22 protein-coding genes are annotated in these 20409 nt (G+C 59.8%); 14 read left to right on the forward strand and 8 right to left on the reverse strand.

Annotated elements, in window-relative coordinates:
• The first annotated feature begins 141 nt into the window (after positions 1-141).
• The 3 genes from folE2 to zigA are packed head-to-tail and all read left to right on the forward strand — an operon-like array spanning position 142 to position 2816.
• The gene (gene folE2 / locus ACJ8PL_RS13910) at positions 142-1068 is read left to right on the forward strand and encodes a GTP cyclohydrolase FolE2 (protein ID WP_442531216.1); all 927 of its coding nucleotides are present in this window, start codon (positions 142-144) and stop codon (positions 1066-1068) included.
• Positions 1058-1618, forward strand: a complete 561-nt coding sequence (locus ACJ8PL_RS13915) for a carbonate dehydratase (RefSeq protein ID WP_016927555.1) — start codon at positions 1058-1060, stop codon at positions 1616-1618. Before folE2 ends, ACJ8PL_RS13915 begins: the two co-directional genes overlap by 11 nt.
• A 10-nt stretch (positions 1619-1628) precedes the next feature.
• Positions 1629-2816, forward strand: coding sequence for a zinc metallochaperone GTPase ZigA (zigA, locus tag ACJ8PL_RS13920; RefSeq protein ID WP_016927556.1), 1188 nt, complete (start codon positions 1629-1631; stop codon positions 2814-2816).
• Between the two features lie 193 nt (positions 2817-3009).
• Here the strand turns inward: zigA and pspF are convergent, their stop codons facing one another.
• Positions 3010-4017, reverse strand: coding sequence for a phage shock protein operon transcriptional activator (gene pspF / locus ACJ8PL_RS13925; RefSeq protein WP_110147055.1), 1008 nt, complete (start codon positions 4015-4017; stop codon positions 3010-3012).
• A gap of 184 nt (positions 4018-4201) precedes the next feature.
• Between pspF and pspA the strand changes: the two genes are divergently transcribed.
• From pspA to tyrR, 7 genes are all read left to right on the forward strand, one after another.
• Positions 4202-4867 (forward strand): phage shock protein PspA, encoded by a 666-nt coding sequence (gene pspA, locus ACJ8PL_RS13930; RefSeq protein ID WP_004930555.1) that lies wholly within the window; start codon positions 4202-4204, stop codon positions 4865-4867.
• A 63-nt stretch (positions 4868-4930) separates the two neighbouring features.
• The gene (gene pspB / locus ACJ8PL_RS13935; protein WP_004930553.1) at positions 4931-5158 is read left to right on the forward strand and encodes an envelope stress response membrane protein PspB; all 228 of its coding nucleotides are present in this window, start codon (positions 4931-4933) and stop codon (positions 5156-5158) included.
• The gene (pspC, locus tag ACJ8PL_RS13940; protein WP_015378011.1) at positions 5158-5517 is read left to right on the forward strand and encodes an envelope stress response membrane protein PspC; all 360 of its coding nucleotides are present in this window, start codon (positions 5158-5160) and stop codon (positions 5515-5517) included. The genes pspB and pspC overlap by 1 nt, the downstream gene beginning before the upstream one ends.
• A 97-nt stretch (positions 5518-5614) precedes the next feature.
• The gene (gene pspD, locus ACJ8PL_RS13945) at positions 5615-5881 is read left to right on the forward strand and encodes a phage shock protein PspD (protein WP_031299672.1); all 267 of its coding nucleotides are present in this window, start codon (positions 5615-5617) and stop codon (positions 5879-5881) included.
• Positions 5862-7259 (forward strand): YcjX family protein, encoded by a 1398-nt coding sequence (locus tag ACJ8PL_RS13950; RefSeq protein WP_442531217.1) that lies wholly within the window; start codon positions 5862-5864, stop codon positions 7257-7259. The genes pspD and ACJ8PL_RS13950 overlap by 20 nt, the downstream gene beginning before the upstream one ends.
• Positions 7256-8317 carry a YcjF family protein gene (locus ACJ8PL_RS13955; RefSeq protein WP_004930545.1) on the forward strand — a complete coding sequence of 354 codons (1062 nt, stop codon included), beginning with the start codon at positions 7256-7258 and terminating at the stop codon, positions 8315-8317. The genes ACJ8PL_RS13950 and ACJ8PL_RS13955 overlap by 4 nt, the downstream gene beginning before the upstream one ends.
• A 313-nt stretch (positions 8318-8630) precedes the next feature.
• A complete protein-coding gene (gene tyrR, locus ACJ8PL_RS13960; RefSeq protein WP_033634193.1) occupies positions 8631-10202 on the forward strand; it encodes a transcriptional regulator TyrR in 1572 nt (523 codons plus the stop codon).
• A 57-nt stretch (positions 10203-10259) separates the two neighbouring features.
• On the opposite strand, the gene tpx is transcribed toward tyrR, so the two are convergent.
• Complete coding sequence (gene tpx, locus ACJ8PL_RS13965; protein WP_016927561.1) at positions 10260-10763, reverse strand: thiol peroxidase; 504 nt, start codon at positions 10761-10763, stop codon at positions 10260-10262.
• A 225-nt stretch (positions 10764-10988) separates the two neighbouring features.
• On the opposite strand from tpx, the gene ycjG reads away from it, so the two are divergent.
• Entirely contained in the window at positions 10989-11963 is a 975-nt protein-coding gene (ycjG, locus tag ACJ8PL_RS13970) for an L-Ala-D/L-Glu epimerase (protein ID WP_442531218.1), read from the forward strand.
• A 3-nt stretch (positions 11964-11966) separates the two neighbouring features.
• Here ycjG and mpaA read toward each other — a convergent pair whose 3' ends face one another.
• On the reverse strand, positions 11967-12674 hold the full coding sequence (gene mpaA / locus ACJ8PL_RS13975) for a murein tripeptide amidase MpaA (protein WP_028128339.1): 708 nt from the start codon (positions 12672-12674) through the stop codon (positions 11967-11969).
• 206 nt (positions 12675-12880) lie between these two features.
• Here mpaA and ACJ8PL_RS13980 point away from each other — a divergent pair, with 206 nt between their 5' ends.
• Positions 12881-13231, forward strand: coding sequence for a hypothetical protein (locus tag ACJ8PL_RS13980; protein ID WP_015378006.1), 351 nt, complete (start codon positions 12881-12883; stop codon positions 13229-13231).
• A gap of 158 nt (positions 13232-13389) precedes the next feature.
• Positions 13390-15024 carry a peptide ABC transporter substrate-binding protein gene (locus ACJ8PL_RS13985; protein ID WP_199561500.1) on the forward strand — a complete coding sequence of 545 codons (1635 nt, stop codon included), beginning with the start codon at positions 13390-13392 and terminating at the stop codon, positions 15022-15024.
• A 159-nt stretch (positions 15025-15183) separates the two neighbouring features.
• Here the strand turns inward: ACJ8PL_RS13985 and ACJ8PL_RS13990 are convergent, their stop codons facing one another.
• The 3 genes from ACJ8PL_RS13990 to ACJ8PL_RS14000 form a co-directional block, all read right to left on the reverse strand.
• Positions 15184-15432 carry a hypothetical protein gene (locus ACJ8PL_RS13990; RefSeq protein WP_004930507.1) on the reverse strand — a complete coding sequence of 83 codons (249 nt, stop codon included), beginning with the start codon at positions 15430-15432 and terminating at the stop codon, positions 15184-15186.
• A 194-nt stretch (positions 15433-15626) separates the two neighbouring features.
• Positions 15627-16718 (reverse strand): hypothetical protein, encoded by a 1092-nt coding sequence (locus tag ACJ8PL_RS13995; protein ID WP_053090356.1) that lies wholly within the window; start codon positions 16716-16718, stop codon positions 15627-15629.
• A complete protein-coding gene (locus tag ACJ8PL_RS14000) occupies positions 16670-17368 on the reverse strand; it encodes a hypothetical protein (RefSeq protein WP_284065331.1) in 699 nt (232 codons plus the stop codon). Before ACJ8PL_RS14000 ends, ACJ8PL_RS13995 begins: the two co-directional genes overlap by 49 nt.
• A 155-nt stretch (positions 17369-17523) precedes the next feature.
• Between ACJ8PL_RS14000 and zntB the strand changes: the two genes are divergently transcribed.
• Positions 17524-18507: a zinc transporter ZntB gene (gene zntB, locus ACJ8PL_RS14005; protein WP_016927567.1), complete on the forward strand. Its 984-nt coding sequence runs from the start codon at positions 17524-17526 to the stop codon at positions 18505-18507.
• A 218-nt stretch (positions 18508-18725) separates the two neighbouring features.
• Here the strand turns inward: zntB and ACJ8PL_RS14010 are convergent, their stop codons facing one another.
• Together ACJ8PL_RS14010 and ttcA are read right to left on the reverse strand one after the other, a co-directional pair.
• A complete protein-coding gene (locus ACJ8PL_RS14010) occupies positions 18726-19124 on the reverse strand; it encodes a VOC family protein (protein ID WP_004930496.1) in 399 nt (132 codons plus the stop codon).
• Between the two features lie 146 nt (positions 19125-19270).
• On the reverse strand, positions 19271-20209 hold the full coding sequence (gene ttcA / locus ACJ8PL_RS14015) for a tRNA 2-thiocytidine(32) synthetase TtcA (RefSeq protein ID WP_004930494.1): 939 nt from the start codon (positions 20207-20209) through the stop codon (positions 19271-19273).
• Positions 20210-20409 lie beyond the last annotated feature (200 nt).

The following is a 20409-nucleotide window of genomic DNA, read 5'->3' on the forward strand; positions in this document are numbered from 1 at the left end:
ATTGAGCAAAATCGCTGAGTTTTCTGCGACTTGATTAATCAGGCCGTTCAGCGGCAAGAAAAAAGTTTTTTATGTTATGTTATAATATAACAAAAACATGTTACCGTTCCCCGGCAAAGTCACAACAACGCAAGGGGATGTATGAACGAAGTTGCACTTCCACCACGCCGTTCGCTGCCGGACGCTCAGGCAGGTCGCGGCGAAATGAGTGATGTCGGGCTCGATTGGGTCGGGATGCAAGGGATCGCGCTGCCGCTGGAGCTGGCCGGCAAGCCATTGATGGCGAAGGTCGACGCCGGTATCAACCTGCGCGCCGAGGCGGCGGGGGAACGCGGCATTCACATGTCGCGGCTGTATCTGGCGCTGGACGAATTGACGCAGGGAGAGCTGACGCCGCAGCGCATCGGTCGGACGCTGCAGGCTTTTCTGGATTCGCAGCCGGAACACAGCGATCGCGCCAGCCTGACGCTCAGCGGCGAGCTGTTGCTGTCGCGCCCGGCGCTGCTGTCGCCGCAGCGCGGTTGGAAAGCTTATCCGCTGCGCATCGAGGCCACCCTGGCAGGCACGCTGACGCTGGCGCTGACCGTCGGCGTGACTTACTCCTCCACCTGCCCGAGTTCGGCGGCGCTCAGCCGCCAGCTGGCGCAGCAACAGTTTCAGTTTGATTTTGAACAGGCGGCGGAGCGCGTCAGCCAGCGGCAGGTGAGCGAGTGGCTGCTGGATCAAGGGATGCCGGCCACCCCCCACAGCCAGCGCAGCTGGGCCTGGATCACCGTAACGCCCGAGAATGAAAGGGCGTTCGAACCGGTGAAACTGATTGACCGCATCGAACACGCATTGGGCACGCCGGTGCAAACGCTGGTGAAACGCCGCGACGAGCAGGCCTTCGCGCTGGCCAACGGTCAGAACCTGATGTTTTGCGAGGACGCGGCGCGGCGGCTGTATCGCATGCTGCGCAGCCAGTGCGACTACCGCGCCTTCTCGCTGCGCGTCGAGCATCAGGAGAGTTTGCATGCCCACAATGCGGTGGCGGAGCTGAGCTGGCGGGGAGAACACCATGCTGCGTAAAAATCCCAGCGGCCATCTGCCGCAGGTTTCGCCGCTGGCCTACATCGATCCCACCGCCATTATTTGCGGCCGGGTGATCGTCGAAGATTTCGTCTACGTCGGCCCGTATGCGGTGATCCGCGCCGACGAGTTGAACGCAACCGGCGACATGGAGCCGATCGTCATCGGCTCGCACTCCAATATTCAGGACGGCGTGGTGATCCATTCCAAGAGCGGGGCGGCGGTCACCATCGGCCGTTACAGCTCGATCGCCCACCGCGCCATCGTGCACGGCCCGTGTCGCATCGACGATCGGGTGTTTATCGGTTTCAACAGCGTGCTGTTCAACTGCCACGTTCAGTCCGGCTGCGTGGTGCGCTACAACGCGGTGGTGGACGGCGTGACGCTGCCGGAAAACCGCTATATCCCCTCGACCGAGCGCGTGGGGCCGGACAGCGATTTGTCGCGTTATCGCCAGGTCGATCGCGGCGCGCTGCAGTTTTCGGAAGAAGTGGCCGCCACCAACGTCGAACTGGTGCGCGGTTATCAGGCATTACGCAATGAATTTTAATGAGGTTTCCATGAAACAACTTCCCGTGACCGTGCTTTCCGGCTTTCTCGGCGCCGGCAAGACCACGGTGCTGAACCATATCCTGAACAACCGGCAGGGCATGCGCGTGGCGGTGATTGTCAACGACATGAGCGAAGTGAACATTGACGCCGCGCTGGTAGAGAATGAAGTGCATCTCGATCGCCAGGAAGAGAAGCTGGTGGAGATGAGCAACGGGTGCATCTGCTGTACGCTGCGCGAAGATCTGCTGGTGTCGGTGCGCGAACTGGCGCAGGAGGGGCGTTTCGATTACCTGTTGATCGAATCGAGCGGCATCTCGGAGCCGCTGCCGGTGGCGGAAACCTTTACCTTTGAGGATGAAGCGGGCGAAAGCCTGTCCCAATTCGCCCGGCTGGATACGCTGGTGACGGTGGTCGACGGGGTGAATTTCATTCAGCAATACCAACAGGCGCAAAGCCTGCAGGAGGCCGGCCAAAGCCTGGGCGAGGACGATCTGCGCAGCGTGGCGGACCTGTTGATCGAGCAAATTGAATTTTGCGACGTGATCCTGGTCAGCAAGACCGATCTGTTGACGCCAACGCAGCAGGGCGAAGTGATGGCGCTGCTGGCCAGCCTGAATCCCGACGCCCGCATTGTGCCGATCGCGCCGGGCAAACTGCCGCTGGAGGCGGTGCTGAATACCGGCAGCTTCAGCTTTGAAAAGGCGCAGCAGGCGCCCGGCTGGCTGAAAGAGCTGCGCGGCGAACACGTGCCGGAAACGGAAAGCTACGGCATCAGCAGCTTTGTCTATCAAGCGCGGCGGCCGTTTGCGCCGGACAAGTTCTACCGTGTGATCAACGGCGACTGGGGCGGCGGCAAGCTGCTGCGTTCGAAAGGCTTCTTCTGGCTGGCGACGCGTCCGCGGCAGGCCGGGCAGTGGAGCCAGGCCGGCGGCATCGCCCATTACGGCCTGGCGGGCACCTTTTGGCGCGCTATCCCGCAAGATAATTGGCCGCAGGATCCGGAAACGCGGGCACATATTCAGGAGAAATGGGTGGAGCCGTTCGGCGACATGCGGCAGGAGTTGGTGTTTATCGGCCAGCACTTGCAACAGGCGGCGATCGTGCGTTTGCTGGATGACTGCCTGCTGAGCGACGATGAAATGGCCGCCGGCGTGGACTATTGGCTGGATATGGCGGACCCGTTCCCTGAGTGGTAATTGCGCAATCTTCGTGTGGTAATGAGAAAAATTCTCAACAAAGTGCTTTACAGACGATACTGATAACTATTATCATCGCCTGGCAGTTCACGGAAGGCCGCGGTTTGCGGCTCTGATGTGGAAGGCACGACATTGCTCACATTGCTTCCAGTGTTTTTTAAGCCAGCTCGGGTGCTGGCTTTTTTTTTGCCCGCTATTCCTCGTCCACTTCGCCGTTTTGCAGCAGCGCATGTTTTTTCAGCATGCCGCGTAGCTGATGGTAGGTGAGCCCCAGCAGCTGCGCCGCCTTGCGCTGATTGAACCGGCCTTGCTGCAGCGCCGCTTCGAGAAGCGCCTTCTCCTGCTCGAGCTGCCAGTGTTTCAAATCCAACGGCAGCGGCGGCAACGCGGCGGCGTCTTCAGGAATGGGCGCGACCGGCGTGGCCTCGCGCGGCGCAAACGGGTTGATGACGATCTCATCCAGCGGGCTGTCGCTGTCGCCGTGACGATAGACCGAACGTTCCACCACGTTTTTCAGTTCGCGCACGTTGCCCGGCCAGCCATATTCGAGCAACGTCTGCCTGGCGCGTTCGGTAAAGCCGGGAAACAGCGGCAGCCCCAGCTCGCGGCACATTTGAATGGCGAAGTGCTCGGCCAGCAACATGATATCGGGCCGGCGTTGGCGCAGCGGCGGCAGCTGCACCACGTCGAACGCCAGCCGATCCAGCAGATCGGCGCGAAACTTGCCCGCCGCCGCCAGCGCCGGCAGATCGTCGTTGGTGGCGCACACCAACCGCACATCCACCCGCAGCGGCTGGCTGCCGCCCACGCGTTCCAACTGACCGTATTCGATCACCCGCAGCAATTTCTCCTGCACCAGCATCGGCGCGGTCGCCAGCTCATCGAGGAACAGCGTGCCGCCGTCGGCGCGCTCGAAGCGGCCCAGATGACGTTTCTGCGCGCCGGTAAAGGCGCCGGCCTCGTGGCCGAACAGCTCGGAGTCCAGCAGATTTTCATTCAGTGCCGCGCAGTTGAGCGAGATGAACGGCCCTTGCCACCGGTTGGAGAGGTAGTGCAGGCGGTGGGCGATCAGCTCCTTGCCGGTGCCGCGCTCGCCGATCACCAGCACCGGTTTGTTCAGCTTTGCCACCTGGGAGACTTGCTCCAATACGTCGACGAAGGCGTTTGCTTCGCCCAACAAATTCTCTGGCTGTTCGTTCATGATGAAATTCGCCAATGTTTGGTGAAAATAATCACTCTACAGCAAGCGCTCGGAGAGTCAAAAATAAAGAATTGTTGTTTTTCAATGATATAAAAGTTGGCACGGGTTTTGATTATATCTTTGGGCAAGCTGTACGACTTAACGCGGCGCTTCAGACGCCATCAGAACCAAGAGGAAGTGAATTATGGGTATTTTTTCTCGTTTTGCCGACATCGTGAACGCCAACATCAACACCCTGCTGGACAAGGCGGAAGATCCGCAGAAGCTGGTGCGGTTAATGATCCAAGAGATGGAAGACACGCTGGTTGAAGTGCGCTCTACATCGGCGCGCGCGCTGGCGGAAAAGAAACAGCTGCTGCGCCGCATCGAGCAGGGTGAAAGCCAGGTAAGTGACTGGCAGGAAAAAGCCGAACTGGCGCTGCGTAAGGATAAAGAAGACTTGGCCCGCGCGGCGCTGATCGAAAAACAAAAGGTGGCCGATCTGATCGCCACGTTGACGCAGGAAGTGGCGACCGTAGAAGAAACGCTGGCGCGCATGAAGAGCGAAATCGGCGAGCTGGAAAACAAGCTGACCGAAACCCGCGCGCGGCAGCAGGCGCTGGCGCTGCGTCATCAGGCCGCGTCTTCTTCCCGTGAAGTGCGCCGTCAGCTCGACAGCGGCAAGCTGGATGAGGCGATGGCGCGTTTCGAACAGTTCGAGCGCCGCATCGACCACATGGAAGCCGAAGCGGAAAGCATCAGCATCGGTAAAAAGAAGTCGCTGGACCAAGAGTTTGCCGAGCTGAAAGCCGACGACGCCATCAGTGAGCAGCTGGCGGCGCTGAAAGCTAAAATGAACCGCTCAGAGTAAGGCGAACCGCGGCCACACGCCGGAGGTGGCCGCCTATCCAGGACCCGATAAGAAGGAATAACAATGAGTGCTTTATTACTTGCCATTCCGCTGACAATTTTCGTGCTGTTTGTCGCGCCGATTTGGCTTTGGCTGCATTACAGCAATCGGCAGCAGACCGGCATCCAGCTGAGTCAGCAAGAAATGCAGCGCCTGGCGCAGCTGGCGGAAGACGCCAAACGCATGCGTGAACGCATTCAGGCGCTGGAAGAGATCCTCGATGCGGAACACCCGAACTGGAGACAGTCCTGATGAGCAATACGCTGGGCAGTAAAAAGCTTTATCGCGTACCCGAAGAAGGCATGGTGAAAGGCGTCTGCGCCGGTTTGGCCCATTATTTCGACGTGCCGGTGCGCCTGATCCGCGTGATGGTGGTGCTGTCGCTGTTCTTTGGGCTGTTCTTCTTCACACTGGTGGCCTATATCGCGCTGGTCTTCGTGTTGGACGAAGCGCCGGCCAGCCGTTTCGAGGGCGAGCATCAGAAAACGCCGCGCCAGCTGCTCGATCAGCTGGAATATGAGCTGGGCAGCGGCGAACAGCAACTGCGTCAGGTCGAGCGTTACGTGACGTCCGACACCTTCGGCGTACAGAGCCGTTTCCGCAAGCTATAACCCTTCTTGCGATGCCCGGCCTGCGCAGGCCGGGCATCTTCGCCGCCGTTATCCCGTTGAGGGTCATCTTAATCGTCTTGTGCCGGAGGGCATTGTCATGAATAAAATCGATGTCGCGAACACCGCCAGAACGGGTGGATTTAAACGAGGAGCGGCGGCAATGTTGAAGACATTGGCTAAAGTCATCATCATAGCGTTACTGAACTATGGCCCGGCGGGCGCCGCCGGCTGGCTGTTGAAGACCGTCGGCCGCAAACCGGTGCGCTTCGTGCTGGCGCTGGTGTTGGAACCGCTGTTCCGTAAAGGTCTGAACAAGGCATTCGGGCGTTACGTCAAGGAGAGCAATGAAACGACTGCAAAATGAGTTAACCTCGCTGGTCAACCGCGGAATGGATCGCCATCTGCGCCTGGCGGTGACCGGCCTGAGCCGCAGCGGCAAAACCGCCTTTATCACCGCCTTCGTTAACCAACTGCTGCATGTGCACAGCGGCGCGCGCATGCCGCTGTTTTCACCGGTGCGCGAAGAGCGCCTGCTGGGCGTTAAACGCATCCCGCAGCGCGATCTCGGCATCCAGCGTTTCACCTATGACGAAGGGCTGGCGCAGCTGTACGGCACGCCGCCGGCCTGGCCGACGCCGACGCGCGGCGTCAGCGAAATCCGGCTGGCGTTGCGCTACCGTTCCAACGACTCGCTGCTGCGCCACTTCAAAGACACCTCCACGCTGTACCTGGAGATCGTCGATTATCCCGGTGAATGGTTGCTTGATCTGCCGATGCTCGAGCAGGATTACCTGGCCTGGTCGCGCCAGATGACCGGGCTGCTGCAGGGCGAACGCGCCGAATGGGCCAAGCCCTGGCTTGAGCTGTGCAAAGCCTGCGATCCGCTGGCGCCGGTCGACGAAAACCGCCTGGCGGCGATCGCCCAGGCCTACACCGATTATCTGTTGCGCTGCAAAAGCGAAGGGCTGCACTTCATTCAGCCGGGGCGTTTCGTGCTGCCGGGCGATATGGCCGGCGCGCCGGCGCTGCAGTTTTTCCCGTGGCCTGACGTGGCCACTATCGGCGAATCGAAGCTGGCGCAGGCCGACAAACACACCAACATCGGCATGTTGCGCGCTCGCTTCAACTATTACTGCCAGTCGATCGTCAAAAACTTCTACAAAGAACACTTCGTTCGTTTCGATCGGCAAATCGTGCTGGTTGACTGCCTGCAGCCGCTCAACAGTGGCCCGCAGGCGTTCAACGACATGCGTCTGGCGCTGACCCAGCTGATGCAGAGCTTCCATTACGGCAAGCGCACGCTGTTTCGCCGCTTGTTCTCGTCGACCATCGACAAACTGATGTTCGCCGCCACCAAGGCGGACCATATCACCGCCGATCAGCACGCCAATCTGGTGTCGTTGCTGCAACAGCTGGTGCAAGAGGCGTGGCAGAACGCGGCGTTCGAGGGCATCAGCATGGATTGCGTCGGCCTGGCCTCGGTGCAGGCGACCGAGAGCGGCATCGTCGATCATCAGGGGCAGCGTATCCCGGCGCTGAAGGGCAATCGCCTGAGCGACGGCGCGCCGCTGACGGTGTTCCCCGGCGAGGTGCCCGCCCGTCTGCCGGGGCCGGCGTTCTGGCAGAGCCAGGGGTTCCACTTCGATGAGTTTCGTCCGCGCGCCATGAGCGTGGACAGCCCGTTGCCGCACATCCGTCTGGATGCGGTGATGGAGTTTTTATTGGGAGATAAATTGCGATGAGCGAGCCGATCAAACCGCGTATCGATTTTGACGAGCCGCTGCAGCCGCCGCAGGAGCCGGCCTTGCGCGCCGGCGTCGCTTTCGATGCCGAACAGGCGGAAAGCTTCTTTCCGGCGGCGCCGGAGCTGCAGCAGGAAGAGGAGGAAGGGCGCGCCGAAGGCATCATCAACGCCGCGCTGAAACCTAAACGCAGCCTGTGGCGCAAAATGGTCACCGCCGGCCTGGCGCTGTTCGGCGTCAGCGTAGTGGCGCAGGGCGTGCAGTGGGTGCATACCGCTTGGGTGCAGCAGGACTGGATCGCCATGGGCGGCGGCGTGGCCGGCGGCCTGATTGTGTTCGCCGGCGTCGGTTCGGTGGTCACCGAGTGGCGGCGTTTGTATCGGCTGCGCCAGCGCGCGGAAGAGCGCGACGTGGCGCGCGAGCTGTTGCACAGCCACGGGCTGGGGCAAGGGCGCGAATTCTGCGAGAAGCTGGCGCGCCAGGCCGGTCTGGATCAGGGGCATCCGGCACTGCAGCGCTGGCAGGCGTCGCTGCATGAAACGCAAAACGATCGTGAAGTGGTGGAGCTGTACGCCAAACTGGTGCAGCCGGTGCTCGACAACCAGGCGCGGCGCGAAATCAGCCGCTCCGCCGCCGAGTCGACGCTGATGATCGCCGTCAGCCCGTTGGCGCTGGTGGATATGGCGTTTATTGCCTGGCGCAACATCCGTTTGATTAACCGCATCGCCGCGCTGTACGGCATCGAGTTGGGCTACTTCAGCCGCATTCGTCTGTTCCGGCTGGTGCTGCTCAACATCGCCTTCGCCGGCGCCTCCGAACTGGTGCGCGAAGTGGGCATGGACTGGATGTCGCAGGATCTGGCGGCGCGGCTGTCGGCGCGCGCGGCGCAGGGCATTGGCGCCGGGTTGTTGACCGCGCGGTTGGGCATCAAGGCGATGGAACTGTGCCGCCCGCTGCCGTGGCTGGAAGGGGAAAAACCGAAGCTTGGCGATTTCCGCAGCCAGCTGATCGGCCAGTTGAAAGATACGCTGAAAAAGAGCGACGGCAAGGCCAAATAACCCCGCGACGGCGCTCTCAGGAGCGCCGTTTTCTCAACGGCGCCGACGCCGGACGTAATCGAGACTTGACGACAGTCGATCCCCCTGTGATTGCGTGATAAATCTCTGCAAAATTAATTCTGGTTGTGATAACTCTCTGTTTGTAGGCTAAAATGACGCCGATGCTGTTATCCGCTTGCGTTTAAAATCAGCAACCACGGCAATAAATCAGAGTTCTGTCAACTTTTGCTGACAGATCGCTTCTACCGCCCGGTGCGAGGGAGTATCATCATCGTCAACGATCCCCGCACCTGCAGAGATAAGGCCAACACTGATGCGTTTGGAAGTATTTTGCGAAGACCGCCTCGGTCTCACTCGAGAATTACTCGATCTTTTGGTATCGCGCAGCATTGACTTACGTGGCATCGAAATCGATCCTATCGGCCGCATTTACCTCAATTTCTCCCAGCTGGATTTCGATACTTTCCGCGCGTTGATGGCGGAGATCCGCCGCATCGCCGGCGTAACCGACGTGCGCACCGTCAGCTTTATGCCTTCCGAACGCGAGCATCGCGCGCTGCGTGCGCTGCTGGAGTCGATGCCGGAACCGGTGTTCTCGATCGACATGAAAGGCAAGGTCGAGCTGGCCAACCCGGCGGCGCAGGCGCTGTTCAGCCTGAGCGAAGACAAGATCCGCAACCAGACCGCCGGGGCGCTGATCGGCGGCTATAACTTCAGCCGTTGGCTGGAGAGCGAGCATACGGCGCCGCACGCCGAGCGGGTGGTGATCCGCAGCCAGGACTTCCTGATGGACATCACGCCGATTTATCTGGAAGACCAACAGCAGCAGCCGGCCGCGGTTGGCGCGGTGGTGATGCTGAAGTCCACCGCGCGCATGGGCCGCCAACTGCAAAATCTGTCGGTGAACGACGATACCGAATTCGACCACATCGTCGCGGTGAGCGCCAAGATGCGTCATGTGCTGGAGCAGGCGCGCAAGCTGGCGATGCTCGATGCGCCGCTGCTGATCGTCGGCGATACCGGCACCGGCAAGGATATTCTGGCCCGCGCCTGCCATTTACGCAGCCCGCGCGGCAAACAGCCGTTCCTGGCGCTGAACTGCGCCGCGCTGCCGGATGACGTGGTGGAGAGCGAGCTGTTCGGCCATGCGCCGGGCGCTTATCCCAACGCGCTGGAAGGCAAGAAAGGCTTCTTCGAGCAGGCCAACGGCGGTTCGGTGCTGCTGGATGAGATCGGCGAAATGTCGCCGCGCATGCAGACCAAACTGCTGCGTTTCCTCAACGACGGCACGTTCCGTCGCGTCGGTGAGGAGCATGAGGTGCACGTCGACGTGCGCGTTATCTGCGCCACCCAGAAAAACCTCACCGAGCTGGTGCAGCGCGGCGAATTCCGCGAAGACCTCTATTATCGCCTCAACGTGCTGACCATCACCATCCCGCCGCTGCGCGAACGTCCGCAGGACATCATGCCGCTGACCGAACTGTTCGTGGCGCGCTTCGCCGATGAACAGGGCGTAGCGCGGCCCAAGCTGGCGAGCGATCTGGGCGGCTTCCTCAGCAAATACGGCTGGCCGGGCAACGTGCGTCAGCTGAAAAACGCCATCTACCGCGCGCTGACGCAAACCGAAGGCTACGAGCTGCGGCCGCAGGACATCGTGTTGCCGGAGTTCGAGGTGGAGATGTCGTTGGGCGACGAGGTGCTGGACGGCTCGCTGGACGACATCAGCAAGCGTTTCGAGCGCTCGGTGCTGACGCGCCTGTATCGCACCTATCCCAGCACCCGCAAGCTGGCGAAGCGGTTGGGCGTTTCCCATACCGCCATCGCCAACAAGCTGCGCGAGTATGGCCTGAGCAGCCGCAAAGGCGGCGCTGAGGGCGAAGAATAAAAAAGGCGCCTTGCGGCGCCTTTAGCGTGTTTCCAAAGCCGGCGTTCGCCGGCTTTGTTATTTCAGCGCAGCCAGCGCCGCGTCGTAGTCCGGCTCGGTGGTGATTTCGTTCACCAGCTCGCTGTACAGTACGTTGTCCTGGCCATCCAGCACCACGACCGCGCGCGCGGTCAGGCCCGCCAATGGGCCTTCGGTGATTTCGACGCCGTACGCCTGCTTGAACTCGGCGCCGCGCAGGGTGGACAGGGTGACCACGTTGCTCAGGCCTTCCGCGCCGCAGAAACGAGACTGCGCGAACGGGAGATCGGCGGAGATGCACAGCACCACGGTGTTATCCAGGCCGCTGGCCAGCTGGTTGAATTTACGCACCGACGTCGCGCAGACGCCGGTATCGATGCTTGGGAAGATGTTCAGGACTTTGCGTTTACCCGCGAAGCTGCTCAGCGCCACGTCTGACAGGTCTTTGGCAACCAGCGAGAAGGCCTTGGCCTGTTCGCCCTGCTGTGGCAGCTTGCCCGCTACGCCGACCGGATTGCCTTGAAAATGTACTGTCTGAGTCATTGCTAGATTCCTTTTACAGGTGTTTATACAAAGGGTATGAACCTGATGAAGCGGCGCGCCGACAACGGCAGTTAACATCAGGTTCACACCCTGGCGCCAGTTTATGACAACCGGGACGGATTGGATATCAAAGTTTGCTAAATAGTTGTATATATTAGACTGTTCTATAAAACATCACCGGCGCATCAGCCTGGCTGAATGCGCAGTTTTCGCTCAGGAGCCGTTATGAGAGACATGCGTTTTTACCCGGAAGCCTGGCCGCTGCATACCGCCTTCGTGATTGCGCGCGGCAGCCGCACCGAAGCCCGGGTGGTGGTGGTCGAAATCGAACAGCAGGGCGTGCGCGGCACCGGTGAATGCACGCCGTATCCGCGCTACGGCGAGAGCGAGGAATCGGTGATGGCGCAGCTGGCAGAGATGGCGCCGGCGATCGCTCGGGGCATCACCCGCGAGCAGCTGCTGACGCAGATGCCGGCGGGCGCGGCCCGCAACGCGCTGGATTCGGCGCTGTGGGATCTGGAGTGCAGGCTGCACGGGCAGAGCCTGTGGCAGCGCAGCGGCGTGACGGCGCCGGCGCAGATCCGCATGGCGCAGACCGTCAGCATTGGCACGCCGGAAGCGATGGCCTTCGCCGCGCGCGAGCTGGAGCGGCAGGGCGCCACACTGCTGAAGATCAAACTCGACGATCACTATATCAGCGAGCGGCTGGTGGCGATCCGCGCCGCGGTGCCGCAGACGACGCTGATCGTCGACGCCAATGAGTCATGGCAGGCGGAAGGGCTGGCGGCGCGCTGCCAGCTGCTGGCCGATCTCGGCGTGGCGATGCTGGAGCAACCGTTGCCGGCCGGTGACGACGCCGCGTTGGAGCACTTTATTCATCCGCTGCCGATCTGCGCCGATGAAAGCTGCCACACCCGCGCCGATCTGCCGCAGTTGGCGCGGCGCTATCAGATGGTCAACATCAAATTGGACAAAACCGGCGGCTTGACCGAGGCGTTGGCGCTGGCGCAGGCCGCGCGCGAACAAGGGTTCGCCATCATGCTCGGCTGCATGTTGTGTACGTCGCGGGCGATATCCGCTGCCTTGCCGCTGGCGCCGGCGGCGCGCTTCGTCGATCTGGACGGCCCGACCTGGCTGGCGCGGGACGCCGAACCGGGCCTGGCGTTCGAATGCGGGGCGATCGTCGATATCGCCCCGTAGGGATTAATTCGGGTAGGTCAACAGCTCGGTCATCGCGTCGATGTAACGCTCGCTGGCGGCATCGGCGGAGATCGGCGGGAATTCGGCGGTGATGCACGGCAGCGACAGATCCGCGCACCAGCTGCCGAACGAGCCGGGCGTTTCATAACCGACGCTGGTCACCAGCGGCAGCTCGAACTTGTGCGACAGCCAAACGCCGAGCCGCGAACTGGCGGGATCTTCGATGCAGGCCAGCGGCTCGTGGAACGACACCACCCAGTGCGGCTTCAGGCGATGGATCAGGTGACACAGCGCCTGGGTTTCCGGTTCGGAACCGGGGCGCCCGCCGGTGGAGAGTTTGACGTCGCGCACCGGCGCCGCGCTGTTCCAACGGTAGACGGTGTCGCCGGAGCGCCAGTTGGCGGCCGGGAAGTTGCGGTTCAGATCGACGCCGTTGGCATTGGCGCGCAGCCCCAGCTGGCAGCCGTCGGGGTTGACCGCCAGCACCACGTGGTGGCGCAACTGCTCGGGGGCGATGCTGCGCAGCGCGCAGGACAGGGTCACGATGGCGGCGCTCTCATCGCCGTGGGTGCCGGCGATGATCAGCCCGGTCTGCGGCCCGCCGTTCGCCGCCGGGAAATAGAGCAGCGGCGCGCCCAGCAGCGAGCTGCCGTAGTTCTCTCCTGCGATGGCCAACTGGCCACGTTCACTGCGTGGTCGATGTTCGGTCATGGTGTTGTCCCTGGATGAAAGGTCGAGAGTCATTGTCATTTTATTCAGTGTATTACGCTTTGAGACATCTTTCCCATCGCAATTGTGCGGCGTTTGCGCGATCTGTGAGGCCGCTGCGGTGAAAACGCCAATTAAACCGCACCTGGCCTGACGCTATTGTTATACTAACGGCAGTGCTAAGCCAATCACCCGCAAGAGGATTTAACATGCCAGTAGCCAGAATCATCGCCAGCTATAGCGAAAATGAAAATGACACCATCACGCTGCTGTGCGGCGTGGACGCTGAAAACCAGATCCGCCAGGGGGAATGGTTCGGCGTGGTGAAAAACGACGACGGGCGCGGTGACGAATCGAACTATCCGTTCACCCTGCATATCGATTACCAGAAAGATGCCTTCTACCTCGACTACGGTTATGACGACGCCGACGCGCGCCAGCTGCAAAAAACCGATATCTCGGCTCGTCCGCTGGCCGAGAAAGGTTTTTTCACCGTGTTCGATGAAGAAGAGGGCGAAGAGTTCAGCTACCGCATCAACAGCATCCACCTGTACGACTGACGGTCGCCGCTGCAAACACCGCCCGTGCCGCCCTGCGCCGCACGGGTTTTTTATCGCCTGAATCGCACTTTTTGCAACTTCTCGACCGCGGGCTCTAGGCCGGATGGATCTTGTGCTATATGATAAAAAATTCAGATGGTTAACGGGGGAAAATCATAATGACGGGAAGAAGAATGCAACGGGGTTTTCGTTTGGCGCTTTGCGCGGCGGCGATCGGCGCCTGTATGAGCAGCGCTATGGCGGCGCAGGTTCCCCCGGGCACCGCGTTGGCGGCCAAACAGGAAATCGTGCGCCACATTAAAGACGAACCGGCCTCGCTCGATCCGATCAAAGCGGTAGGCTTGCCGGAGGCTCAGCTGGCGCGCGATTTGTTCGAAGGGCTGGTCAATCAGGACGCCAGCGGTAAAGTGATCCCCGGCGTCGCCACGCGTTGGCAGACCAGCGACAACCAGACTTATATCTTCCATCTGCGCAAAGACGCGCGGTGGTCAAACGGTGACCCTGTCACGGCGAAGGATTTCGTTTACAGCTGGCAGCGGCTGGTAGAGCCGAAAAACCTGTCGCCGTTCGCCTGGTTCGCGCAGCTGGCGGGGATCCAGAACGCCGAGCAGATCATCAGCGGCAAATTGCCGGCCGATCGTTTAGGCGTGTCGGCGCCGGACGACTACACGCTTAAAGTGCAGCTGGACAAACCGGTGCCGTACTTCGTCAGCCTGACGGCCAACTTCAGCCTGTTCCCGGTCAATAAGACGGTGGTGGAAAAATACGGCAATGATTGGACCAAGGTCGGCAATCTGGTGGGCAACGGCGCGTTCAAACTGCAGGAGCGGGTGGTGAACGAGAAGCTGGTGCTGACGCCTAACGACTATTACTGGGATCATGCGCGTACCGTGCTGACTAAAGTGACCTTCGTGCCGATCAACCAGGAATCCAACGCCACCAAGCGTTACCTGGCGGGTGACATCGACATCACCGAATCCTTCCCGAAAAACATGTATCAGAAGCTGCTGAAAGACATTCCGGGGCAGGTGTACACGCCGGATCAACTGGGCACCTATTACTACGCGTTCAACACCCAGCGCGTGCCAACCAACGACGTGCGGGTGCGCCAGGCTTTGTCCTACGCCATCGATCGCAAGATTATCGCGGAAAAAGTGCTGGGCACCGGCGAAAAACCGGCCTATCACTTCACGCCGGATGTGACCGCCGGGTTCAAACCGGAAGCGAGCTTGCTGCAACAGCAATCACAGGCGGAGTTGGATGCACAGGCCAAGGCGTTGCTGCAGGCGGCCGGTTACGGCCCGAACAACCCGCTGAAACTGACGCTGCTGTATAACACCTCGGAAAGCCACCAGAAGATCGCCATCGCCGTGGCCTCGATGTGGAAGAAAAAGCTCGGTATTGACGTCAAGCTGCAGAATCAGGAGTGGAAAACCTATATCGACAGCCGCAACACCGGCAATTTTGATGTGATCCGCGCCTCCTGGGTGGGTGACTATAACGAGGCGTCGACCTTCCTGTCGCTGCTGACCTCCACCCACAGCGGCAACATCGCCAAGTTCAAGAACGCGGACTACGACAAGCTGCTGGCGCAGGCGGGGCGGGAAACCAATCCGGCGGCGGTGACCGCCGATTACAACAAAATGGAACAGATCATTGCCGATCAGGCGCCGATCGCGCCGATTTACCAATACACCAACGGCCGCCTGATCAAACCGTGGGTAAAAGGCTACCCGATCACCAATCCGGAAGACGTGGCCTATAGTCAAACGATGTATATCATCAAACACTGAGTCGATTTATTGATCGCCCCCGTCTAATGCGGGGGCTTTATTTTCTCGACGCTGCAACAACGAAGGTAATTAATTTTTCCACGCGATAAACCCCGTTTAATAATAAACAGGGTTGCCATCATCACATTATTGTTTCGCTATTTCAGCGAGTGGTTACGCTTATAGACAGTCCCGCATGGCATCCACCACCACACGGCCACTCATGTCGGTTTGGGTGATGCGGTAGCTGGTGGGGTAAGAGCGACGAGTGCTGAAACGATCGTGGACGGAGACCTTGCCAATCTGCAGGCCGGCGGCGTTTTTCACCACGAACTCACTGATCTCTTCCTGGCCCTGGTTTTGCAAATGGATATTGCTGATTTTTTCCAGCGTATCGCTGGCGTTTATTTTTAAATGGTCGCGTAACATAACTACCTCCTCGTAGTGAGAAAAGTATATGCCCCTAAAATTTGCGCTGAAACAGCTTTGTGTTGATTTATTATTATCATTTTGAATTAAAATTGATAGCAATATGTTAAGTCATAATAATAACGCTATTGCCAGCGCTTTATCGGCGATATTGTCCGATTTATCGGCAAGGGTTTATTTCATTGCCGTTATTATTAGTCTGCATTAATGGGGAAAAGCGCCTGCCTGGCCGTCGGGGCGGGAAAGACGCAGGCGACATTGTGCCCGCAGCCGGGAACGATCGTTAACCGATGCGGCTTCTGGGGCGCCAGGTAACGCCGATCGTAGTCGGCGTAGGCCAGGGCGCGCTGCAATCGATAGGGGCCCTGCAGCTGGGCGGCGCAGGATTTGTCGAGTATCCGATAGTAGGCGCCCGGCGCCGTGCCGGTATCATCGGCGGCGGCCAGATAGGTGATATCGGCCGCAGCATAGCGCCGGCGAGCCGCGTCTGCGGCGCGCTGCAGGTGAGCGGGAAGCGCTTCCAGACCGAATTTCCAGCGATTGGCCTGCGGACAGCGGCCGGCGTCCAGCGTTTGCCAGCGGAAGCGGCAGGTTTTCTCACTGCCGCAGCTTCCCCAGCTTGTGGGCAGAGGGCGCAGACGATCAAAATAGAGCCAGCTGCCGGGATCGGCCACCACATAGCGCAGACGCACTCCGCTTGGCGGTTGAGCAAAGCCGACATAATGTTGCACGAACTGGGCGCCGGCGGAAAAACCGGCCACGGTTATCGACTGCAGCGACGGCCAACGCCGTTTCAGATCGGCCAGCAGGTTATCCATGGCGTTGAACGAGCCGGTTTTCCCGCTATTATCCAAATTGCCTGCGATCCACGAGCCGCAGCGCCAGAGAGCGTCACCGTCTTGCGGCCGGGGTAGACCGGCGGAATGGCAGTGGACGGCGAGTTTTACCGGCACCTGGAACAGCGGGGCGACCAGCAAGCTGTTGCCTCCCGCTCCCTGCGCGGCATCGATCGCCGCTTGCAACGTCTTGGCGGCGTCGCGTGGATGCCCGTGCATCACCACCAGCGCGGTACGCGGCTGGGGGCGGTGCTCATGGGCGACATAGTAAGAAAAATCGCCCGCCGCCGTCGCTACGCGAAACGGAACGGCGATGCGCTCCAGCGTCGGCTGCGCATAGGCCGTTTGCCCGGCGAACAGCAGCGTCGCTATCGCGCGGCGAAACAAGCGGCGCATCCCCATCAGATACGGCACAGAACATCGCGCATTTGTCTTAGGAGTTCCCGACATCGTTGTTCCTCACGCGCCTGTTGATAGTAACGATAAAAGGCGCTTTCCGAGCTGAGATTGCCCGCCAGCATCAACTGTCTGAAAATCATGAATACCAGGCTAAGCATAATGATAGTAAACAATAAGCCGAGGAACAGCAGTTGCCAGCCGTCGCCGATGCGCGCACCGGGCAGATAGGTGATCGACGTGGTGGTGATTTCTACCCCACGCAGCCCCCATTGCGCCAGTGCCAGCAATAGCACCAGCAGCATGACGAACAGCAGGTACAGCAAGAAATAACGGCCGGAAAGCAAAAAACGTTTGAACTTGCTATCGGCGTTTGGCCGCAAAACGAAGCCTGCGGACGTGGCGCGCAGGATTTGCTGGCGGCCACCGGTGAAGCGATAACGTTCCAGCGCGGTCACGCTGTCCGGCAGCGCCAGCAGTAGCCGCAATGCCGTCAGCCTGATGGTTTTATTTCCCATATAGTCTCGAAACTGCAGCAGGCAAATGGGGGCGGCGTGGGGTTTCTCGACAGACTCGAGCAGTTTGAGCAACTTATCGTGTTTTTCCCGCCGAATGCGAAAAGGGGTTTTGACCACGGCGATAAACAGCGTAATGACGGTCGGTAAGACGACTTTCAAGATATCTGCGGTGCTGATTTGTAACATGCGAGTCTCCTCTCGGGCTGTCTGGCGTTCCTTGCGGCAGAAGTATAGAACACGTTTATGGGACAACGAGAAAACTGGCGTTACAGCTTGGCCTTTGATCTCCAAGACGTTAACGCTAGACTCAGCAACATAAGCAAGACTGAGGGGATAAATGAATGGATGTGATTGAGGGGAGCGAGCTGCAGGTCGCCGATGCGGTTTACGCCTACCAGCTCGACGGCAAGGGGGGCGTCACGCCGATCGAACAGGATGACAAGATCACCTGCGACGCGCCGTGCTGGCTGCATCTTGATTACGCGCACCCGGCCAGCGCTGAATGGCTGAGTACCACGCCGCTGCTGCCGGACTCGGTGCGCGAAGCGCTCTCCGGCGAAAGCTCACGGCCGCGCGTCAGCCGCCAGGGCGAAGGCACCATGATCACCCTGCGCAGCATCAACTTTAACGCTAATTCCCGGCCGGATCAGCTGGTCACCATCCGCGTATATATCACCGACAAGCTGATTATCTCCACCCGGCACCGCAAGGTGTATTCCATCGATCAGGTGGTGAACGATTTGCAAAGCGGCGCTGGGCCGACCAACAGCGGCAGCTGGCTGGTGGAAATTTCCGATGCGTTGACCGATCACACCAGCGAATTTATCGAGGATCTGCACGACAAGATTATCGATCTGGAGGACGCCTTGCTGGAGCAGCAGGTGCCGGAGCGCGGCCAGCTGGCGCTGATCCGTAAACAGCTGATCGTGCTGCGCCGTTACATGGCGCCGCAGCGCGACGTCTTCGCGCGGCTGGCCAGCGACCGCCTGCCGTGGATGAGCGACGACGATCGCCGCCGCATGCAGGATATCGCCGATCGCCTGGGACGGGGATTGGACGATCTGGACGGCAGCATTGCACGCACCGCCATCTTGTCCGACGAAATCACCACGGTGATGGCCGACGCGATGAACCGCCGCACTTACACCATGTCATTGTTGGCGATGGTATTTCTGCCCACCACTTTCCTGACCGGGCTGTTCGGGGTCAACCTTGGCGGTATTCCGGGCGGCGGTAATCCTTTCGGTTTCGCGGCATTTTGCCTGATGCTGGTCGGATTGGTGCTTGGCGTCGCCTGGTGGTTGAAGCGCAGCCGCTGGCTGTAGGCAAAAATGACGAAAACCCGGTTAACATTGAGCAATATCAACATTTAGCCGGGGGAAATGGGGCATGATCTCTCTCGCAGGTGAATGCAACGTCAAGCGATGGGCGTTGCGCTCCATAATTGTCTTACTTTCTTATTTTTGAATTACTGCATAGCACATTTGATTCGTACAATGCCGGTTTAATCACCGGCATTTTTTTATTCGGCTTCCTTTCTTCTTCAGGCCGCGCTTTCATCCCAGAAGCTGGCTTCAATCTTGTGCCCATCCAAATCCCGAACAAAGCAGCCGTAGTAAGCCTCGCCGTAATGCGGCCGCGAACCGGGCGCGCCTTCATCGACGGCGCCGGCCAGCAGCGCCTGGCGATGGAATTCATCCACCTGTTGCTTGCTGGTGGCGAAAAAACCGACGTGCGTGCCGTTGCCGGGTGAGGCCGGCCGGCCGTCGATCGGCACCTGTAGCCAAAACTCCGGGTAGTCGCGGCCGTAACCAATGGCGCCGGGATGCTCCAGTACCCGTCGGCAACCCAAAGCGGCCAGCGCACGATCGTAAAAGGCGGCGGCGGCCTCGAAATCGTTGGAGCCCAGCGAGACGTGGGACAGGCAGGGGGTGATATTCATTGCGCGATCTCCATATGACTGTATAAATAAACAGTATAGGGTAAAAACGGCACTGCCCAGCAAATTTTGCGCAAACTGTGAACAGGATCGAGATCGTCGGGAAAGGGAAATGTCGCCGCTCGCAGGATGGCAAGCGGCGAGGGGGCTTATTTGATTTCCAGCACGTTCAAACGCTCTGGCGCAGGCGCCGCGTCGTCCGAGTCTTCCGGCTGCCAGCCGACCGGCTGCATCGGGATGTCTTCGCGATCGAAGGCCAAATCGCCGCCGTCCACCACGGCGCTGCCGTGGTGAATGCCTTTGAAATCGAACAGGTTGATATCGCTCAGGTGCGAAGGCACCACGTTCTGCATGGCGCTGAACATGGTTTCCAACCGGCCTGGGTAACGCTTGTCCCAGTCGCGCAGCATGTCGCCGATCACCTGGCGCTGCAAATTAGGCTGCGAGCCGCACAGGTTGCATGGAATGATCGGGAACGCTTTGGCGATCGAGAAACGCTCGATGTCTTTCTCGCGGCAATAGGCCAGCGGGCGGATGACCACGTGTTTGCCGTCGTCGCTCATCAGCTTGGGCGGCATGCCTTTCATCTTGCCGCCGTAGAACATGTTGAGGAACAGCGTCTGCAGAATGTCGTCGCGGTGGTGGCCCAATGCGATCTTGGTGGCGCCCAGTTCGGTGGCGGTGCGGTACAGAATGCCGCGGCGCAGGCGCGAACACAGTGAACAAGTGGTTTTCCCTTCCGGGATCTTGTCTTTAACGATGCTGTAGGTGTTTTCTTCGACGATCTTGTATTCCACCCCCAGGCTTTCCAGATAGGCGGGAAGAATATGCTCCGGGAAGCCGGGCTGTTTCTGATCGAGGTTCACCGCCACCAGCGAGAAGTTGACCGGCGCGCTTTGCTGCAGATTGCGCAGGATCTCCAGCATGGTGTAGCTGTCTTTGCCGCCGGACAGACAGACCATGATGCGGTCGCCTTCTTCAATCATATTGAAATCGGCGATCGCTTCGCCCACGTTGCGGCGCAGGCGCTTTTGCAATTTGTTCAGGTTGTACTGCTCTTTTTGGCTAACGGATTGCTTTTCTGACATTTAAATCGTGCTCATTCTCAATGGGGGGCACTAGGGGCATGGGGTTGTAGACCGCGAGTTTACCATTCAACCGGCCAATTTTGATCATTATTCATCATCCTGCTTCCATGCGCCCGACGCGAGGCCTGTATGGTACGGATTGCGCGCCGGAATGCCAGCAGGTTTTGTTGCTGCGATTTACGCCGGCGGTAGTAAAAGAA

This window comes from Serratia sp. CY83965, from assembly GCF_052166375.1.
In the GTDB taxonomy this organism is placed as follows: domain Bacteria; phylum Pseudomonadota; class Gammaproteobacteria; order Enterobacterales; family Enterobacteriaceae; genus Serratia; species Serratia marcescens.

What these genes read in the sequence shown, in the direction of transcription:
- folE2 (WP_442531216.1), top strand. Translation starts at nt 142, where the DNA reads ATGAACGAAGTTGCACTTCCACCACGCCGTTCGCTGCCGGACGCTCAG.
- ACJ8PL_RS13915 (WP_016927555.1), top strand. Translation starts at nt 1,058, where the DNA reads ATGCTGCGTAAAAATCCCAGCGGCCATCTGCCGCAGGTTTCGCCGCTG.
- zigA (WP_016927556.1), top strand. Translation starts at nt 1,629, where the DNA reads ATGAAACAACTTCCCGTGACCGTGCTTTCCGGCTTTCTCGGCGCCGGC.
- pspF (WP_110147055.1), bottom strand. Translation starts at nt 4,017, where the DNA reads ATGAACGAACAGCCAGAGAATTTGTTGGGCGAAGCAAACGCCTTCGTC.
- pspA (WP_004930555.1), top strand. Translation starts at nt 4,202, where the DNA reads ATGGGTATTTTTTCTCGTTTTGCCGACATCGTGAACGCCAACATCAAC.
- pspB (WP_004930553.1), top strand. Translation starts at nt 4,931, where the DNA reads ATGAGTGCTTTATTACTTGCCATTCCGCTGACAATTTTCGTGCTGTTT.
- pspC (WP_015378011.1), top strand. Translation starts at nt 5,158, where the DNA reads ATGAGCAATACGCTGGGCAGTAAAAAGCTTTATCGCGTACCCGAAGAA.
- pspD (WP_031299672.1), top strand. Translation starts at nt 5,615, where the DNA reads ATGAATAAAATCGATGTCGCGAACACCGCCAGAACGGGTGGATTTAAA.
- ACJ8PL_RS13950 (WP_442531217.1), top strand. Translation starts at nt 5,862, where the DNA reads ATGAAACGACTGCAAAATGAGTTAACCTCGCTGGTCAACCGCGGAATG.
- ACJ8PL_RS13955 (WP_004930545.1), top strand. Translation starts at nt 7,256, where the DNA reads ATGAGCGAGCCGATCAAACCGCGTATCGATTTTGACGAGCCGCTGCAG.
- tyrR (WP_033634193.1), top strand. Translation starts at nt 8,631, where the DNA reads ATGCGTTTGGAAGTATTTTGCGAAGACCGCCTCGGTCTCACTCGAGAA.
- tpx (WP_016927561.1), bottom strand. Translation starts at nt 10,763, where the DNA reads ATGACTCAGACAGTACATTTTCAAGGCAATCCGGTCGGCGTAGCGGGC.
- ycjG (WP_442531218.1), top strand. Translation starts at nt 10,989, where the DNA reads ATGAGAGACATGCGTTTTTACCCGGAAGCCTGGCCGCTGCATACCGCC.
- mpaA (WP_028128339.1), bottom strand. Translation starts at nt 12,674, where the DNA reads ATGACCGAACATCGACCACGCAGTGAACGTGGCCAGTTGGCCATCGCA.
- ACJ8PL_RS13980 (WP_015378006.1), top strand. Translation starts at nt 12,881, where the DNA reads ATGCCAGTAGCCAGAATCATCGCCAGCTATAGCGAAAATGAAAATGAC.
- ACJ8PL_RS13985 (WP_199561500.1), top strand. Translation starts at nt 13,390, where the DNA reads ATGACGGGAAGAAGAATGCAACGGGGTTTTCGTTTGGCGCTTTGCGCG.
- ACJ8PL_RS13990 (WP_004930507.1), bottom strand. Translation starts at nt 15,432, where the DNA reads ATGTTACGCGACCATTTAAAAATAAACGCCAGCGATACGCTGGAAAAA.
- ACJ8PL_RS13995 (WP_053090356.1), bottom strand. Translation starts at nt 16,718, where the DNA reads ATGTCGGGAACTCCTAAGACAAATGCGCGATGTTCTGTGCCGTATCTG.
- ACJ8PL_RS14000 (WP_284065331.1), bottom strand. Translation starts at nt 17,368, where the DNA reads ATGTTACAAATCAGCACCGCAGATATCTTGAAAGTCGTCTTACCGACC.
- zntB (WP_016927567.1), top strand. Translation starts at nt 17,524, where the DNA reads ATGGATGTGATTGAGGGGAGCGAGCTGCAGGTCGCCGATGCGGTTTAC.
- ACJ8PL_RS14010 (WP_004930496.1), bottom strand. Translation starts at nt 19,124, where the DNA reads ATGAATATCACCCCCTGCCTGTCCCACGTCTCGCTGGGCTCCAACGAT.
- ttcA (WP_004930494.1), bottom strand. Translation starts at nt 20,209, where the DNA reads ATGTCAGAAAAGCAATCCGTTAGCCAAAAAGAGCAGTACAACCTGAAC.